Below are 15,766 nucleotides of genomic sequence, written 5' to 3' on the forward strand. Positions count from 1 at the left end.
CCCCCAGGGTCACCCCCTCGCCGAGCCGGTCGGCGCCGGTGCCGTCGTCGAAACGACGGGCGGCGTTGTGCCCCCTGGAGAGGCCGGCGCCGACCGGAACCACCACCTTCGTTCCCTGACGACCCGGTCGAGGGATGGCTCGGGGAGCGGGCCGGCACCGGAACCGGGGGGCGTCCCAGTGCCGCCTGTGGCCGAGTTCACCCGGACGCGCCCGGCCCGAACATGCCCTCCACCAGGCCCGGCACTAGCATCTGGGTGAGATGCGCCATCGTCTCGACGATGTGTCGGGTCGCCAGAGCGCCCCCAGACATGACCTTTCCGGCCCATCGGCTGGGCCGATCCGGAGGAGCTTTCATTGCCGAAGGCACCAGCGGGCACGCTGTACCGCGGTCGAGAGGGTATGTGGTCCTGGGTGGCCCACCGGATCACCGGTGTCCTGGTCTTCTTCTTCCTCTTCGCCCACGTGCTCGACACCGCTCTCGTCCGGGTCTCCCCCACGTCGTACAACGAGGTGATCGAGGTCTACAAGAGCCCGATCGTCAACCTGCTCGAGGTCGGCCTGGTCGCGGCGGTGCTGTACCACGCCCTCAACGGCATCCGGATCATGTTGATCGACTTCTGGGAGTCCGGCCCGAGATACCAGAAGCAGATGCTGTACGTCGAGCTCGTCATCTTCGTCGTGCTGCTGGTTGCCGCCGCCTCCCGAATGCTGCTGCACACCTTCGAGACGTTGTTCGGGAGCACGACCTGATGACGACCGCTCCCCCCGGTGGCCCGGCGGGCCCGCGCGCGCCGGAGCTCGTCGCGCCCCGCACCCCCGGGCTCTCCCGCCGACGGGGGAAGCCGGGCAGCGCCAAGGCGCGCACCAACTTCGAGCTCTACGCCTGGGTATTCATGCGGGTCAGCGGCCTGCTGTTGTTCTTTCTGGTACTCGGTCACCTGTTCATCATGAACATCCTCGACGACGGGGTGCAGCGGGTGAACTTCGGGTTCGTCGCCGGCCGCTGGGCGTCACCGTTCTGGCGCACCTGGGACCTGGTGATGCTGCTCCTGGCGGAGCTGCACGGCACCAACGGCCTGCGCACGATCATCAACGACTACGCCGGGCGGCCCCAGACCCGGTTCTGGCTGAAGACGCTGCTCTATACCTCGGCGTTCCTGGTCGTCGCCCTCGGCACCCTCGTCATCTTCACCTTCGATCCCGACATCTGAACGCGCCGGTGATCCCGTGACCCCAGCATCGGACGGATGGAGGTAGGCGTGCAGGTCCACAGGTACGACGCAGTCATCGTCGGTGCGGGTGGAGCCGGCATGCGTGCCGCCATCGAGGCGGGCACCCGCTGCCGGACCGCCGTGCTCACCAAGCTCTATCCCACCCGCTCGCACACCGGCGCGGCGCAGGGCGGCATGTGTGCCGCCCTGGCCAACGTCGAGGAGGACAACTGGGAGTGGCACACCTTCGACACGATCAAGGGCGGTGACTACCTGGTCGACCAGGATGCCGCGGAAATCATGGCGAAGGAGGCCATCGACGCTGTCCTCGACCTGGAGAAGATGGGGCTGCCGTTCAACCGGACGCCCGAGGGTCGCATCGACCAGCGCCGGTTCGGCGGCCATACCCGCGACCACGGCAAGGCCCCGGTGCGCCGCTCCTGCTACGCGGCGGACCGCACCGGGCACATGATCCTGCAGACACTGTACCAGCAGTGCGTCAAGCACGACATCGAGTTCTTCAACGAGTTCTACGTCCTCGACCTGCTACTACAGAAGGGCGCGGCGGCCGGGGTGGTCGCCTACGAGCTGAAGACCGGAGAGATCCACATCTTCCAGGCCAAGTCGGTGGTGTTCGCCACCGGCGGTTTCGGCAAGGTCTTCAAGGTCACCTCCAACGCGCACACGCTGACCGGTGACGGAATGGGTCTGGCGTTCCGGCGGGGCATCCCGCTGGAGGACATGGAGTTCTTCCAGTTTCATCCGACCGGCATCTGGAAGATGGGGATTCTCCTCACCGAGGGTGCCCGCGGCGAGGGCGGAATCCTACGCAACAAGGACGGCGAACGCTTCATGGAGCGCTACGCCCCGACCATCAAGGACCTTGCGCCACGCGACATGGTGGCTCGCGCCATCTACACCGAGATCCGTGCCGGCCGCGGCTGCGGCCCGGACGCCGACCACGTCTACCTTGACCTCACCCACCTGCCGCCGGAGCACCTCGACGCAAAGCTGCCCGACATCACCGAGTTCGCTCGGACCTATCTCGGCATCGAACCGTACAACGACCCGATCCCGATCCAGCCGACGGCGCACTACGCGATGGGCGGCATCCCGACCAACGTGGACGCGCAGGTGCTCGCGGACAACGACACGGTCGTGCCCGGTCTGTACGCGGCCGGCGAGGTGGCGTGCGTGTCCGTGCATGGCGCGAACCGGCTGGGCACCAACTCGCTGCTCGACATCAACGTATTCGGCCGGCGGGCTGGCATCGCCGCCGCCGCGTACGCGAACGCGAACGCGAACGCACAGCACGTCGACCTCCCGGAGAACCCGGCGTCGTTCGTCGAGGACCTGCTCGGGCGCCTGCGCGCGGGCGCCGGAACCGAGAACGCGGCCGCGATCCGGCGCGAACTACAGGAGTCGATGGACGTCAAGGCCTCGGTGTACCGGACGGAGGCGACGCTCAAGCAGGCACTGAGCGACATCTCCGGCCTCAAGACGCGTTACCAGCGGGTGGGCGTGTCCGACCGGGGGCGTCGCTACAACACCGAACTACTCGAAGCGGTGGAGCTCGGCTTCCTGCTGGACCTCGCCGAGGTCCTGGTCGTCGGGGCGCTGGCCCGCAACGAGTCCCGCGGCGGCCACTTCCGTGAGGACTACCCGAACCGGGACGACGTCAACTTCATGCGCCACACGATGGCCTACCGGTCGGGGCCGCTGGTGGCCGCCTCGCCGGAGGCGGAGATCCGCCTGGACTACAAGCCGGTTGTCATGACCCGCTACCAGCCGATGGAGCGCAAGTACTGATGACAGTCACCCTCAAGATCCGTCGCTACGACCCGGAGACGGTCGACGAGGCGCACTGGGAGAGCTACCAGGTGCCGTTCGATCCGAGCGACCGGCTGCTCGACGCAATCATGTGGGTCAAGTGGAACCTCGACGGGACGCTCGCCTTCCGCCGGTCCTGCGCGCACGGGGTGTGCGGCTCGGATGCGATGCGGGTCAACGGCGCCAACCGCCTCGCCTGCAAGGTGCTGGTGAAGGACCTCGGCTCGGAGATCACCATCGAACCGATCAAAGGTCTGCCGGTGGAGAAGGACCTCATCGTCGACATGGAACCGTTCTTCGACGCGTTCCGGGCAGTGAAGCCCTACCTGATCACGGACGACCACGAGCCGACCCGCGAGCGACTGCAGTCCACCGAGGACCGGGCCCGCTTCGACGACACGACCAAGTGCATCATGTGCGCGGCGTGCACCACCGCGTGCCCGGTGTTCTGGACCGACGGCGACTACTTCGGCCCGCAGGCGATCGTCGCGGCCCACCGGTTCATCTTCGACAGCCGTGACTCCGGTACCGACGAGCGCCTGGAGATCCTCAACGAACGCGAGGGGGTCTGGCGTTGCCGGACCACCTTCAACTGCACCGACGCCTGTCCACGCGGCATCCAGGTGACCAAGGCCATCCAGGAAGTCAAGCGGGCGCTGTTGTTCCGCCGCGTCTGAGCCTTCCTCCCGGCCGGTCATGCGGTGTCCACCGCGAGCGCGAACGGCAGCACCGACGGCGCTCCGGCCTGCCGGAGCAGGCGAGCGGCGACCGTCATCGTCCAGCCGGTGACGATCCGATCATCGACGAGCAGCACCGGGCCGCCGAGCTCGCCCAGGGCGGCGGCAAGGGCCGGGGAGACCGTGAACGCATCCCACAGGCCGGCGAGCCGGTGCGCGCTGTTGTGCACCTGCCCGGTGTGCGGCCCGCCGGCGACCCGGTCGAGCTGCCCCAGCAGCGGCAGGCGTCCGATGGTGGAAATGCGCTCGGCGAGGCTCGCGATGAGCCGGGGCCGGCTGCGGGACGCGATCGACACGACGGCCACCGGCCGCCGCTGCCATCCCCAACCGGCGAGCGTTGCGACCACCGCCTCGACGAGATCACCGGGAAGCGGGCCGTCGAGGGCGCCGGGCATAGCGGAGCCGGGCACAGCGAGGGTGGCAGACGTGAACATCGGGCGCAGCCGGTTGCCCCAGCCCACATCGCTGAGTCGGGCAAGCGCCCGCCCGGGCTCGGCAGCGGCCGACGCCGGGATACGCCCGGCCAGGTCGACCCCGAGCCGGCCCATCCCAGTCGGCCACATCCGCCGCGGTTCGACCGGGACGCCCGCCCGGTGCAGCTCATCCCGGGCCCGCGTCCGCGAGGACTCCGAGACCGCGGACGACCACGACCGACCGGTGCACCGGTCACACCGCCGGCAGGCCGCCGCGTGGGGATCGTCGAGCTGCCGGCGCAGGAACTCCATCCGGCAGCCGGTCGTCACGATGTAGTCGAGCATCGCCTGCTGCTCCCGAGACCGCGCCGCGGCGACACGCCGGTAACGCTCCTCGTCGTACGACCAGGGCTCACCGGTACTCACCCAGCCGCCCCTGACTCGCCGGACCGTCCCGTCGGTGTCGAGGACCTTCAGCATCTGGTCGAGTCGGCTGGGACCGAGGTCGACGGACGCGAGCAACGCCTGGGTCGACAGCGGCCGATCGGCGCCCGCGAGCACTCCGAGCACCCGGCGGACGACGTGCTCCGGCGGAAAAGAGGTGTCCGCGAAGTAGCGCCAGATGTCCCGGTCCTCAGCCGCCGGGAGGAGCACGACCTCGGCCGTGTCGAGCGCCCGGCCGGCCCGGCCGATCTGCTGGTAGTAGGAGATCGGCGACGACGGAGCTCCGAGGTGGACGACGAAGCCGAGGTCCGGCTTGTCGAAGCCCATTCCGAGCGCGCTGGTGGCGATCAGCGCCTTGACCCGGTTCGCGAGCAGATCCTCCTCGGCGACGATGCGCTCGGCCGCCTCGATGCCACCGTGATAGGTGGCGACGGCATGACCCTGACCGCGCAGAAAGATGGTCAGCTCCTCCGCCGCCGCCTTCGTCAGCGTGTAGACGATCCCCGATCCGGGCAGCTCGCCGAGATGGTCGGCGAGCCAGCCGAACCGGTGCTCGGCCTGCGGCAGCGACACGACCGCGAGCCGCAGGCTCTCCCGATCGAGACTCCCGCGTAGCACCAACGTCCCGGCGGACGCCGGGCCGGCGGGAGCGGAGGTTCCGAGCTGCTCACTGACGTCCTCGACCACGCGGGTGTTGGCGGTGGCCGTCGTGGCCAGCACCGGGACCCGCGGACGCAGCCCGGCGACGAGGGTGCGCAGCCGCCGGTAGTCGGGCCGGAAGTCGTGCCCCCAGTCGGAGATGCAGTGCGCCTCGTCGATGACGAGCAACCCGGTGGTGGCGGCGAGCTCGGGCAGGTAGTCGTCCCGGAAGGTCGGATTGTTCAGCCGCTCCGGCCCGACGAGCAGCACGTCGAGCTCGCCCGACCGCAACGCCGCGTAGACCTCGTCCCACTCGGTCACGTTGCCGGAGTGAATCTCGCCGGCGCGGATGCCCAGCCTCGCCGCGGCCGCCGCCTGGTTGCGGATGAGCGCGAGCAACGGGGAGACGATCACCGTCGGAGCAGCGCGTCCCGCTGCGCCGCGGAGCAGTGCCGTGGCGAGGAAGTACACCGCCGACTTGCCCCAACCGGTGCGCTGGACGAGCAGCACCCGGCGCCGGTGGGTCACGAGCGCGTCGATGGCCTGCCACTGGTCCTCGCGCAGCGCCGCGGCCGGCCCGGCAAGCGCCCGCAGCAGCTCCTCCGCGCGCTCCCGCAGCCCACCGGGCCCCGGGTCCGCCAGGCCCGCCGGGAACATCGGGCCCGCCGGGAACATCGGGCCCGGCCAGGCCTCCGCCCGATCCGGGGCATGCGCGACCGGCGACGCCGGGCCGGAAGCCCCCGGAAGCGCGGAGGTCGTCTCGTCTGCTGCCATGAGAGGTGTCTACCCGATGCCACCGACAAGATCGGATCGTCCCAGGTCACAGCGGGACGGAGTCACCGTGACGGCTCGGCAGATACCCGATCACGGTAGGCTTCGCCCGGCATGACCGGACAGTGCCTGTCGCCGGGTTCCACCGGTTCGTGCGGCCAGCCGCGGCACCCCCTTCCAGCCGCTCCAGGTAGGGCGCCTGACCACGCTGACTGACCCGGCGACTCGCCCACGACTCAGGAGTGCGTACACATGAGCGAACGGCTGGACGGCACCGTTGCCCTGGTGACCGGTGCGAGCAGCGGCATCGGTGAGGCGACCGCCCGCGAGCTGGCCCGGCACGGCGCCGCGATGGCGCTGGTCGCGCGGCGCGGCGACCGGCTCGAGCGCCTCGCCGCCGACATCACCGGCGCCGGCGGCACCGCCCTCCCCCTCCCGCTGGACATCACCGACCAGGCCCAGGCCGCCGACGCGGTGAAGCGCACCGTGGCGGAGCTCGGCCGGCTCGATACCGTCGTCAACAACGCCGGTATCATGCTGCCCGGGCCGATCCTCGACGCGCCGACCGAGGAGTGGGACCGGATGGTGGCCCTGAACCTGCAGGGCCTGCTGTACGTCACCCATGCGGCGCTGCCGCATCTGCTCACTGCCGCGGACGGCGGCCCCCGCCAGGTCGCGGACCTGGTGAACATCAGCTCGGTGGCGGGACGGCACGCCACCATGGGCGCCGGCATCTACAACCTCACCAAGTTCGGGGTGAACGCGTTCACCGAGTCGCTGCGCCAAGAGGTCACCGCCCGGCACGTGCGCGTCTCGGTGGTCGAACCGGGCTCCGTCGAGACCGAGCTGAGGTCCCATATCCGCGAGGAGATCCGGAATATCGTCATGCGCCGCATCGCCGACATCGAGCCGATGCAGTCCGAGGACATCGCGGACGCCGTCGCCTACATCGTCACCCGGCCGCGGCGGGTCGCGATCAACGAACTGCTCATGCGGCCCACCGAGCAGGTCGGCTGACACCGCGTCGCGCGGGAACCCCTGGCGCCGGACTGGTCGGGCGTGTCCCGGATTTTCCGGGATGCGCCGCTCCGCGCCCCGGAGTGGGCCCACGCGCTCAATCACCCAATTGGGACTCGGTGCGACCACACACGACGATCAACGCGAAGCACCCGCGCAGGTCGGCCCCTGTTTCCCAACGCCAGGAGAATCACACGGCGTAGAGCCGATCATGACACGGAGCGGTTTCGAAGACTACCGCCGCTTTCGGCATGTCAACGACCCGAATTGATCAGCCGCCTGGATGAGGCATCATCACCGGTATCGCCATGGCGGACGGCGCGTGCGCCGCGGATGCCCAGCCAGCCGACGACGGAGCCGATGGCGAGGGAAGCGACAGTCAGGACCAGGTGGACCGTGAAGAAGCCAGTCGGGCCGTCGTCCCAGGAACGATCATCCTTCCACACGTTCCGCAGGAAATTTGGCCAGATGGCCCACGTCCAGACGCCGACTGCGATCAAGAACCAGGACGCACGCTTTGAGAGGGTCACCCCTCCAGCTTCGCACCCGGGATCCCGTCGGGCTCAGGTGAGCAACATCCTAAGCTCCTCCGCCTCGATGCGCGCCTGGCGCAGAACAGAGGCGAGAGTGCCCGTCGCCAGCTCCCGGTGGAGCGGCACGATCACAACCCGAGCGCTCTCCTTGTGCCGCAGCTTGCAGTGCGAGCCACGAGTAGCGACCTCCTCGAAGCCGGCACGCCCCAGAGCCTTCACCACCTTCGCCCCGGAGATCCGAGGCAGCGCGGGTGTCACGCCGACAGGCGGATGTCCAGCGGAGCGACGATGGGACCGTCCGCGGCGGTCACGGGGAACGGCTGGTCCTCGAAGTACAGCTCCAGCGCCTCGCGAAGATTCGCCAGCGACTCCTCGACGCTGGCTCCCTGGCTGGTCACCTCGACCTCCAAAGCCCGCGCCACATACCAGTCACCCTCGTGCGTGACGACAGCCGTCAGCCGCGCCGCTCGCTCCATGGAGATCAGCCTAGCCGTCCCTGCCACACCTGGCGAAGCGCTCACCGCCACCTCCTCGACATGATCAACCAGTCCCCTGTCGACCATACGAGCAGAAGCCATCTCCAACGGCCCGAGTACACACGAGAGGCACGAGGCCACCCCCGACTCGCTGGAATACCTAGGTCATAAATGAATGCTCTACAAATTCGGCCAGATCGCCCACGTCCACACACCCACCACGATCAAGAACCAGGACGCACGCTTTGAGAGGGTCACCCCTCCAGCTTCGCACCCGCGCCACGCGGACGAGCCGACCGAGACCCGTCACACAGCGTGTAGCTGAACACAACCCACGAGCACCACGCTGCCGCGATCTCGTGACCTGTCTCATGGCCACCACCTCAAGACCACCATGATCACCGTATGCTGAAGCGCGAGAGGAGGTGGCCCGTGCACTTCACCCGCATCACAGTGAACCCGGCACAGATGGGCGGGGTCCCCTGCATCCGTGGGTTGCGCATCCCGGTAGCAACGGTCGTCGGAATGATCGCGGACGGCACGTCCGCCACCGAGGTCATCACCGAACTGCCGGACCTTGACATGGACGACATCCGCGAGGCACTCCGCTTCGCCGCCGAAGCCGTCCGCGAGCAGCAGCTTCCGCTGATCGTCCCAGCCTGACCAACGTGCGCTTCCTGCTCGACAACAACCTGTCGAACACTCTCGCGACCGGCCTGCGCGAGGCTGGGCACGACGTTCTCCATGTTCGAGACGTCAGACTCGGCGCGGCCGACGACACCACCGTCCTCGGCTTCGCGCGAGACGAGCGAAGGATTCTGATCTCAGCCGACACCGACTTCGGCGGCATCCTCGCCCGGACCGGACTCTACGGCCCTTCCGTGCTCCGTCATAGTTGGTAAAGCAAGACACACCCAGCGGGAATCGCGACCACGGCACGGACAGTCGCGCTGCGAGGTCGATCGGACAACCCGGCCCGGAGGGGCCGGCCGACGAAGAACCACGATCCGACGACCATGGCCTTCGACGTCCCGCGGCTCACGCCCGCAGGTGCTGGAGCGGCCCGGCGAAGGTCTGCATCACCTCGCTGAACGTCGTGTCGGGACGGTAGGCGGGCGGCTGGACCGATTCCCCGGCCCCGCTGCGGGCCGCTCCGAACCGCATGGTCCACAGCATCGTCTCGGCCACCGGGAGGGTGGCCACGACCGCGTCGTTCTCATCCTCCAGCTGGCCCGTCAGCCAGGAGACGCGGTCCGACTGCAGCGCGCAGACATAGATCACCTCGCCGGCCGCGTTGCCCGGGGCCGCACGCAGCCGCGCAGCCTGGTCCCCGGCGGCCAAGGCCTCGCCCAGCCGGTCGGCGACCAGCTGACGTTCCCACAGTTGCGCATCCTGGGCGATCCGGACGGCGACGCCACCGCACAGCCTCCGCTCGACGTGGATCTGCGCATCGATCTCGGTGGCCTCACCGAAGTACCACGCGAAGACGTCGGGCAACGCGGCCCGCAGCTCCGCGGCGGACGGCTGGGCCATCGCCAGCCCCGGGCACTGCGGGGACCAGGCCGACCACGAAGGCCCGTCATGCCGCACGATCAACGAGACGGGCCTACCCACGATAGATCATCTCGCGCGACTCCTCCGCCGTCCCGCCGCTTTGATCAGTATCCGCGCTTCCCTCGCTGCCCGGGAGCACTTTGCGGTAAAGGCCGGACCGATTACGCGCAACACCGGCCTGTCCCGCACAACACCGACCTCTCCCGGCCGACGGTCTGGTCACGGGCGGCACTGACACGGAGGATGCGCAAGGGATCCGCGAGGAGGGCAAGGTCGGCGGGCAAGGTCGGCGGGCAAGACAGGCAAGACGGCGGGAGGGAGGAAGCGGTGCTGGGGGCCGACGACATCCGGTGGCGCCGGATCGGACCAGACGAGGGAATGCTGTTGCGAAGGCTGCGTCTTGCCGCGCTCGCCGATGCTCCTTCGGCGTTCTGGCAGACCCTGGCCGAGGCGAGCGCGCTGCCCGCCGAGGAGTGGGACGCCCGCGCCCGCGCCGGGGCCGACTCGTCCGCCGATCTGGTGGCCATCGTCGCCGTGGCTGGCGAGGCCGCCGGGATGGTGCAGGGCTTCACCCCGGTGGGCCGTCCCTGGTTACGGGAACTCGGCGCCATGTGGGTCGCTCCCGAGGCGCGGGGCACCGGAGCCGCCGACACCCTCCTGGCCACCGCGATCGACTGGGCCCGCCAGGCGGGCGCGGAGGCGGTGAAGCTCTGGGTGGTCCCCGGGAACCGTCCGGCGCGGCGCCTCTACGCCCGCCACGGATTCCTCGTCCTGGGCGGGCCGAAACCCGTCACCGACGATCCGACCGTCAAGGTCTTCGTTCCGATGCTGCTGCCGCTGTATCCCGCCCGGCCCCCGCCGCCCGCTGACAGTCCCCGCTTCGGGTGACGTCACCGCGACCGGTATCACGGGTGCCCCGGTGGGTTAGGGAACAGCTCCGGCGGTTATCCTTGACAAGCCCCCGAAAAATCCTCTACGGAGAACCAACACGAGGAGGTGGCCGCTGTGAGTCCTGGCGGGTGCTCCAGTAAAGGCCGCTTCCTGCTCGTGGACGTCAGCCAGCACTGAATCCCGGGCCGATGAGCGCGCACCGTCGCGCCCGGCCCGCGTCCACGGAACCCGGGTAGACGACGCCCGGGGCACTGTTCGGAAGTCCGGCCTGTTCGGACGCACGGCCCTCCTGTCCGGTGCGGCCGTGCCGTCGGCGACGGCGTCTCCGCCTCGGAGACGATGGTCGCCGCTCTCCCGGCCCGACCGGTTCGTGCCGGTAGCACGGAGCCATCCTGTCCCGGCCGGGCTTCCCTGATCCGTCCGGGTCGGCAGTCGCGTGGGCCGCGAGCAGTGCACAAGCAGGTGCGGTCGATCGAAGTCGTATCGACCAGAGGTCGCCGTGGCGATGCCGCCCGCGGCCTGCTCGAGGAATGCGCGCTCGCAGCTGTCCGGCAGTGGCTGGGGCGCGCGGAGGGGGACCTTCCATGAGCATCTCAACATCGCGGACCGCGGGACGTCGTGGTGCCTGCACCGAGCGTCTCGACCTGCCCGCCTCCGGCCGGGTCACACTGATCCCCCGGGGCATGGACCGGGAATCGGTCAGTCGCTTCGCGGAGGCCATCGCCCGGTTCCTGGGAACCGGGCGCTACCTCGCCATTCAGACCTGTATCGTGATCGTCTGGATAGCCTTGAACATCGCGCTACCGCTGCTGCGGTGGGATCCCTACCCTTTCATCCTGCTGAACCTGGCCTTCTCGACTCAGGCCGCCTACGCGGCGCCGTTGATCCTGCTCGCCCAGAACCGACAGGACGACCGTGACCGTGCCTCGCTGGCCGAGGATCGGGCGGTCGCTGTACGTATGCGGGAAGACACCGAGTTTCTCGCGCGTGAGATCGCCGCGCTCCGGCTTGCCCAGAGCGATGCGGCGACCCGGCAGTACATGCGCGGCGAGCTGGCCGGCCAACTCGAATCTCTTCGCGGCGACATCGAGAGTCTGGTGCGGGACGCGGTTCACGTTCCGCCCCAGACGGCGTCGGATGAACGGGAGCCGACCGCCGCACGATCGCCGTCACGGCACGGCGGGCCGGCGCCCACGGCCGGTGGTGGCCCCCGGGAAACGAGCGACCCCGAGACCGAGGGCCTGCCCGCCCACGGGCAAGCCGAACATCGGGAATCCGGAACGCCCCCGGCGGCCCAAGCACCACAAGCGCAGGAACACCACGGGTGTGAGCACGGCAGGCATCCCCCCTCGCTCCACGGACACCGGGTATGCCACCCGCACCGGGAACCGCGAAAACGGCGGTCCCGACAGGAAGACGACGCCGACCATCGCCACCGGTCCCACCCCGGAGACCACGCTCGACGACCCCACCCGGGAGGCCAGCGCGACGACGCACCTCAAGAACAGAGGAGTTACAACGCACGGGCACCATAGTCTCTCTGCCCATACGGGCTCCTCCTGGCATTCAATGGGAAAGCCGCAACCAGTGGATTCCTACCCAGGAAACGTCCACTCGCGACACGGGTCGTAACCACCCTTCTGCGGAACGGGTCAACCCAGTAGCGTTCGACAGGTGCGTGTCCCCTGCCCGCCCCGGCATGACCCGCGTCGCCTCCGCGGAAGCCTCGGGCGGGCGCTGGTGGCCGTGGCGGTCCTCGGCGCAGTCCTCACCCCGTTCCTGAAGATCGTTCCGGCGACCGCGGCCGGCCCCGCACCCACTCCCGGTCCCACGAGCGGCCTGGGTACCGCCGCGTCCCCCGCGGCCGGCCTCGGGCCGCCGGCTGCGGCCAGCGCTCCACCCGCGGTCCCGCCCACCGTCCCGCTCGCCGCACCGGCACCCACCGCCGCTTCCGACTCCGCTCCCCCGGCCGGTCTCACGGCAGCCGAGTGGCTCGTCGCGGACGCGGGAAGCGGCGCCATCCTCGCCGCCTACCGCCCACACGCCCAGGATCTCCCGGCCAGCACGATGAAAATCCTGACCGCGCTGACCGTGCTGCCCGGCCTGCCGCCGGACCGGGTCGTGACGGTCGACGAGAACGCCCCTCGGGTGGACGGCACGAAGGTCGGTCTCGTGCCGGGGGTCGGATACACCGTCCGTGACCTGGCGACCGCCATGCTGATCTCCAGCGGAAACGACGCGACCATGGCCCTGGTCCAGGCGAGCGGGGGAACTCCCGCCGTGCTGCAGCGGATGAACGCTCTAGCCAGGTCACTCGGCGCAACGGACACCGTCGCCGGTGACCCGACCGGACTGGACAGTCCCGGCCAGGTCACCAGTGTGCACGACCTAGCCGTGCTCGGTCGGGCGGCGTTGGACAACCCGACGGTGCGCGGCTACCTGACGATCCCGCGCGCCTCGCTCGCCGGCCGGGGGGGCACCCGCTTCGAGATCCAGAACCACAACGCCCTGCTGCGTTCCTACGAGGGGACTATCGGGGTGAAGAACGGCTACACCATCGCGGCCGGCGCGACGTTCGTCGGCGCGGCCACCCGCGGCGGCCACACCCTCATCGTCGCCCTGCTGCGGACGGCTCCCGCCTACGGCAAGGACGCACGCGCGCTGCTCGACTGGGGCTTCGCACACGCCAACACGGTCACCCCGGTCGGGTATCTCGCGAACCCCGGGGCGACGGCGGCGGCGTCGAGCGGGCCCGCGGGAGACCGGCCCTCCATCAGCCCGGCGGGTCCAGGGGTCGCGCCGACCGCCGGCGCGGCAACATCCTCCTCTTCCTCCTCGCGCTCCTCTTCCTCCTCGCGGCACGGAGTCGCCCGCGCGGGCGATCCTGGCAGCGGCATCGGCCCGATAACCTGGATCGCGATCGGCGGCACCGTCGTAGCATGCCTGCTCACCGCACTCACCCATCGGGCCGCCCGGGTACGCCGACACCAGCACCGGCGGCGGCACGCGGCGGCGGGCCTCCGGGACGTCGAGCGCCCGTCGGGCCGGCCACCCGCACCGCGTTACGGACACGTGTCCGTAACGCTGCGGCCGGCGGCCGGACCTGATCAGTCCGATCTGCTGGATGTCCCCGAGGGTATGCGGCGGCGCAGAAGTGCCCGTACCCGGGCGGGGAGGGGCACCGTGCCACGCGGGTTGCTCTCCGACGCCACCCGCACCGGTCCGGCCGAGGATGGCTTCGCCGACGACGGGTCGGATGAAGCAGACTCGAGCGGCGTCGAGCCGTTCTGGGAGCCGGGCACCAGGCGGCGGGAGGCCTCCGGGTTCGGCGAGCCGCTCGACCGGTAGGACTCCGGCCCCGTGGATCCCGCGCCTGCCGCGCCCGCGCTCCCCGCCGCCGCGTGGTCGGCCGCCTCGGCGACGGTATGCCGGGCTGCCGAACCGGAGGGGAAGACGTCGGAGTTGTAGGGCGCCGTCACGGTCCAGGCAGCGACGAACAGCGTCCATCGCATGACAATGTTGATCCAGATGAGCAACCCGACGATCACCGCGAACGTACCGTACACCGGATTGCTCATGGTCTGCCCGACCAGCCAGGTGCCGACGATCTTGAGGATCTCGACTCCGACGGCGCCGAGCACCGCACCCCGGACCGTCCGCACCCGGTCGGTCTGCTGCGGCAGCCGCCAGAACAGATAGAGGAAAACCGCGGTGTCGATCGCGAGGGCGATGAGCAGGGCCAGTAGGCCGGTCACCCAGGCCGCGGCGGTGCTGCCGGACAATCCGATCCAGCTCAGGAATGACCCGGTGGCCGAGGTCGAGAGGCTGGTCACGACGAGTGAGGCCAACAGAGTCAGTCCCAGTCCCGCGAGCACCGTGACATCCCGCAGCCGCCGGGTGATGATGTTACCGACATCGATGTCCTGGTGCCATACGAGACGGATGGCGTCCCGCAGCGCGCCGATCCACGCGAGTCCGGCGAGCAGGAGGCCGGCAAGACCGATAATGCCCACACCGACCTTGGCGTTGCCAATCGAGGCGACGTCGAGCTTGTCCGCCAAGCCCGGAAGATAGTCGTTGATCTGCCGGGTCAGGCTCTCCTGCACATCGGGGTACGCGTCTACGACGAAGCCGGTGACCGCGAAGGCCAGCGCGATCAGCGGGAAGAATGAAAGGAACGCGAAGTAGGTCGCCGACGCCGCGAGACGATCACCGCCATCGGCTGTGTAGCGGGAATATGCCCGGACGAGGTGATCGAGAAACGGACGTTTCCGGCGTACCGCCACAGCGGTACCGGAAACCGTCCCGACACCGGCCCGTACCGCCTGACGAGGTCCCGTCACATTCGTTACTGTCCCCCGACGGCGTGCGCTCACTCCCGAGATCCGAGTGTGGCGCGTCGCCTCCCGCCGCCCACCGGTTCCGGCCCACGCTCAGGGCGACCGAACGGGAAGAAGCGTAGTTGCCGCCAGCGCAGGTCGGCGCCTCTTTCGTACATCCCGAACCCGTTGACCTCGAACTGCGCCTGATATTCGGCGAGCGCATCAAAGGCGCGATCTAACGCGTCCTCGGCAAGATCGTGCGCGACGGTGACGTGCGGATGGTAGGCAAAGCTGAGCGGCCGGTCGAGAGGACCGGACCGTACCACCGCCGCCAGTTTCTCGCACCGGAGAATACCCATGGCGAGGGCGACGAACACGACCGGAGACAACGGCCGGAACGTGCCGGATCCCCGCAGGCGGATGGTGAACGGGGAGTTCGTCCGCGCCGCCTGCGCGAGGTGGCGCTCGATCATGGGCAGCTCCACGAACCCGACGGAGGTCGGACCCAGCAGGGTGACGTGCGGGACGATGAGGGCTGCGTTCGGGTCGCCGAGTCGCTCCCGCCAGTCCTGAAGCTCTGTGCGGTACGGCTCGGGGATGCCGATCGCCACCCCGATGTCCACCCGAGCCGCGGAACCGAGCGGATCGACCGATCCACCGGGATCAACGGCCGGGACAACCTGGACGGTATGACCGTTCACCCCCTCAGTCATGCGGGACCGGCTCCCCGACGAAAGCAGTGACGATCGCTACTCTGCGTATCCACATGCCTGCCTGCGCCGGGTGAAGAACCGGCCGTCGGGATCGGTCTCGCCGAGGAAGCATGCCGACATCATGGCCCATGAGCCACGGCCGTCCCGCGCGGACCATGGGAAGGGGATGCGGATTCCAGATCATGACCAAAAGCTGACAATGAGCCTTTCCGCG

At 69.5% G+C, this 15,766-nt stretch carries 17 protein-coding genes and 1 pseudogene; 10 read left to right on the plus strand and 8 right to left on the minus strand.

Features of this window, described 5'->3' with window-relative positions:
• Positions 1-355: 355 nt before the first annotated feature.
• Genes sdhC through AC08OX_RS07585 form a run of 4 tightly spaced genes read left to right on the plus strand, consistent with a single transcriptional unit; the run spans position 356 to position 3,719 of the window.
• Positions 356-751 carry a succinate dehydrogenase, cytochrome b556 subunit gene (gene sdhC / locus AC08OX_RS07570; protein WP_011435134.1) on the plus strand — a complete coding sequence of 132 codons (396 nt, stop codon included), beginning with the start codon at positions 356-358 and terminating at the stop codon, positions 749-751.
• Complete coding sequence (locus AC08OX_RS07575) at positions 751-1,212, plus strand: succinate dehydrogenase hydrophobic membrane anchor subunit (RefSeq protein ID WP_476607154.1); 462 nt, start codon at positions 751-753, stop codon at positions 1,210-1,212. Before sdhC ends, AC08OX_RS07575 begins: the two co-directional genes overlap by 1 nt.
• 48 nt (positions 1,213-1,260) lie before the next feature.
• Positions 1,261-3,021 (plus strand): succinate dehydrogenase flavoprotein subunit, encoded by a 1,761-nt coding sequence (gene sdhA / locus AC08OX_RS07580; RefSeq protein WP_476607155.1) that lies wholly within the window; start codon positions 1,261-1,263, stop codon positions 3,019-3,021.
• Positions 3,021-3,719 (plus strand): succinate dehydrogenase iron-sulfur subunit, encoded by a 699-nt coding sequence (locus AC08OX_RS07585; RefSeq protein WP_011435131.1) that lies wholly within the window; start codon positions 3,021-3,023, stop codon positions 3,717-3,719. The genes sdhA and AC08OX_RS07585 overlap by 1 nt, the downstream gene beginning before the upstream one ends.
• A gap of 17 nt (positions 3,720-3,736) precedes the next feature.
• On the opposite strand, the gene AC08OX_RS07590 is transcribed toward AC08OX_RS07585, so the two are convergent.
• Entirely contained in the window at positions 3,737-5,932 is a 2,196-nt protein-coding gene (locus tag AC08OX_RS07590) for a DEAD/DEAH box helicase (RefSeq protein ID WP_476607163.1), read from the minus strand.
• Positions 5,933-6,298: 366 nt separating this feature from the next.
• Between AC08OX_RS07590 and AC08OX_RS07595 the strand changes: the two genes are divergently transcribed.
• Positions 6,299-7,063, plus strand: a complete 765-nt coding sequence (locus AC08OX_RS07595; protein ID WP_011435129.1) for an SDR family NAD(P)-dependent oxidoreductase — start codon at positions 6,299-6,301, stop codon at positions 7,061-7,063.
• 254 nt (positions 7,064-7,317) lie between these two features.
• On the opposite strand, the gene AC08OX_RS07600 is transcribed toward AC08OX_RS07595, so the two are convergent.
• From AC08OX_RS07600 to AC08OX_RS07615, 4 genes are all read right to left on the minus strand, one after another.
• Positions 7,318-7,593, minus strand: a complete 276-nt coding sequence (locus AC08OX_RS07600; protein ID WP_011435128.1) for an SCO4848 family membrane protein — start codon at positions 7,591-7,593, stop codon at positions 7,318-7,320.
• A gap of 33 nt (positions 7,594-7,626) precedes the next feature.
• Complete coding sequence (locus AC08OX_RS07605; RefSeq protein ID WP_476607156.1) at positions 7,627-7,854, minus strand: type II toxin-antitoxin system HicA family toxin; 228 nt, start codon at positions 7,852-7,854, stop codon at positions 7,627-7,629.
• Entirely contained in the window at positions 7,851-8,072 is a 222-nt protein-coding gene (locus AC08OX_RS07610; protein WP_023839758.1) for a type II toxin-antitoxin system HicB family antitoxin, read from the minus strand. The genes AC08OX_RS07605 and AC08OX_RS07610 overlap by 4 nt, the downstream gene beginning before the upstream one ends.
• A 180-nt stretch (positions 8,073-8,252) precedes the next feature.
• A complete protein-coding gene (locus AC08OX_RS07615; protein ID WP_476607164.1) occupies positions 8,253-8,330 on the minus strand; it encodes a hypothetical protein in 78 nt (25 codons plus the stop codon).
• A 174-nt stretch (positions 8,331-8,504) separates the two neighbouring features.
• Here AC08OX_RS07615 and AC08OX_RS07620 point away from each other — a divergent pair, with 174 nt between their 5' ends.
• Entirely contained in the window at positions 8,505-8,735 is a 231-nt protein-coding gene (locus tag AC08OX_RS07620; RefSeq protein WP_476607157.1) for a DUF433 domain-containing protein, read from the plus strand.
• Positions 8,736-8,740: 5 nt separating this feature from the next.
• Entirely contained in the window at positions 8,741-8,974 is a 234-nt protein-coding gene (locus AC08OX_RS07625; protein WP_476607158.1) for a DUF5615 family PIN-like protein, read from the plus strand.
• A gap of 136 nt (positions 8,975-9,110) precedes the next feature.
• On the opposite strand, the gene AC08OX_RS07630 is transcribed toward AC08OX_RS07625, so the two are convergent.
• Positions 9,111-9,686, minus strand: coding sequence for a hypothetical protein (locus AC08OX_RS07630; protein WP_476607159.1), 576 nt, complete (start codon positions 9,684-9,686; stop codon positions 9,111-9,113).
• 267 nt (positions 9,687-9,953) lie between these two features.
• On the opposite strand from AC08OX_RS07630, the gene AC08OX_RS07635 reads away from it, so the two are divergent.
• From AC08OX_RS07635 to AC08OX_RS07645, 3 genes and pseudogenes are all read left to right on the plus strand, one after another.
• The gene (locus tag AC08OX_RS07635; RefSeq protein ID WP_476607160.1) at positions 9,954-10,514 is read left to right on the plus strand and encodes a GNAT family N-acetyltransferase; all 561 of its coding nucleotides are present in this window, start codon (positions 9,954-9,956) and stop codon (positions 10,512-10,514) included.
• Between the two features lie 686 nt (positions 10,515-11,200).
• Complete coding sequence (locus AC08OX_RS07640; protein WP_476607165.1) at positions 11,201-12,052, plus strand: DUF1003 domain-containing protein; 852 nt, start codon at positions 11,201-11,203, stop codon at positions 12,050-12,052.
• A gap of 211 nt (positions 12,053-12,263) precedes the next feature.
• Positions 12,264-13,082: pseudogene (locus tag AC08OX_RS07645) on the plus strand (D-alanyl-D-alanine carboxypeptidase family protein); the annotation flags it as partial.
• 542 nt (positions 13,083-13,624) lie between these two features.
• Here the strand turns inward: AC08OX_RS07645 and AC08OX_RS07650 are convergent.
• A complete protein-coding gene (locus AC08OX_RS07650; RefSeq protein WP_476607161.1) occupies positions 13,625-14,860 on the minus strand; it encodes a YihY/virulence factor BrkB family protein in 1,236 nt (411 codons plus the stop codon).
• Between the two features lie 29 nt (positions 14,861-14,889).
• Positions 14,890-15,552 (minus strand): 2'-5' RNA ligase family protein, encoded by a 663-nt coding sequence (locus AC08OX_RS07655; protein ID WP_476607162.1) that lies wholly within the window; start codon positions 15,550-15,552, stop codon positions 14,890-14,892.
• Positions 15,553-15,766: the final 214 nt, after the last annotated feature.

It is taken from the genome of Frankia sp. CoBUL1 (assembly GCF_978021245.1).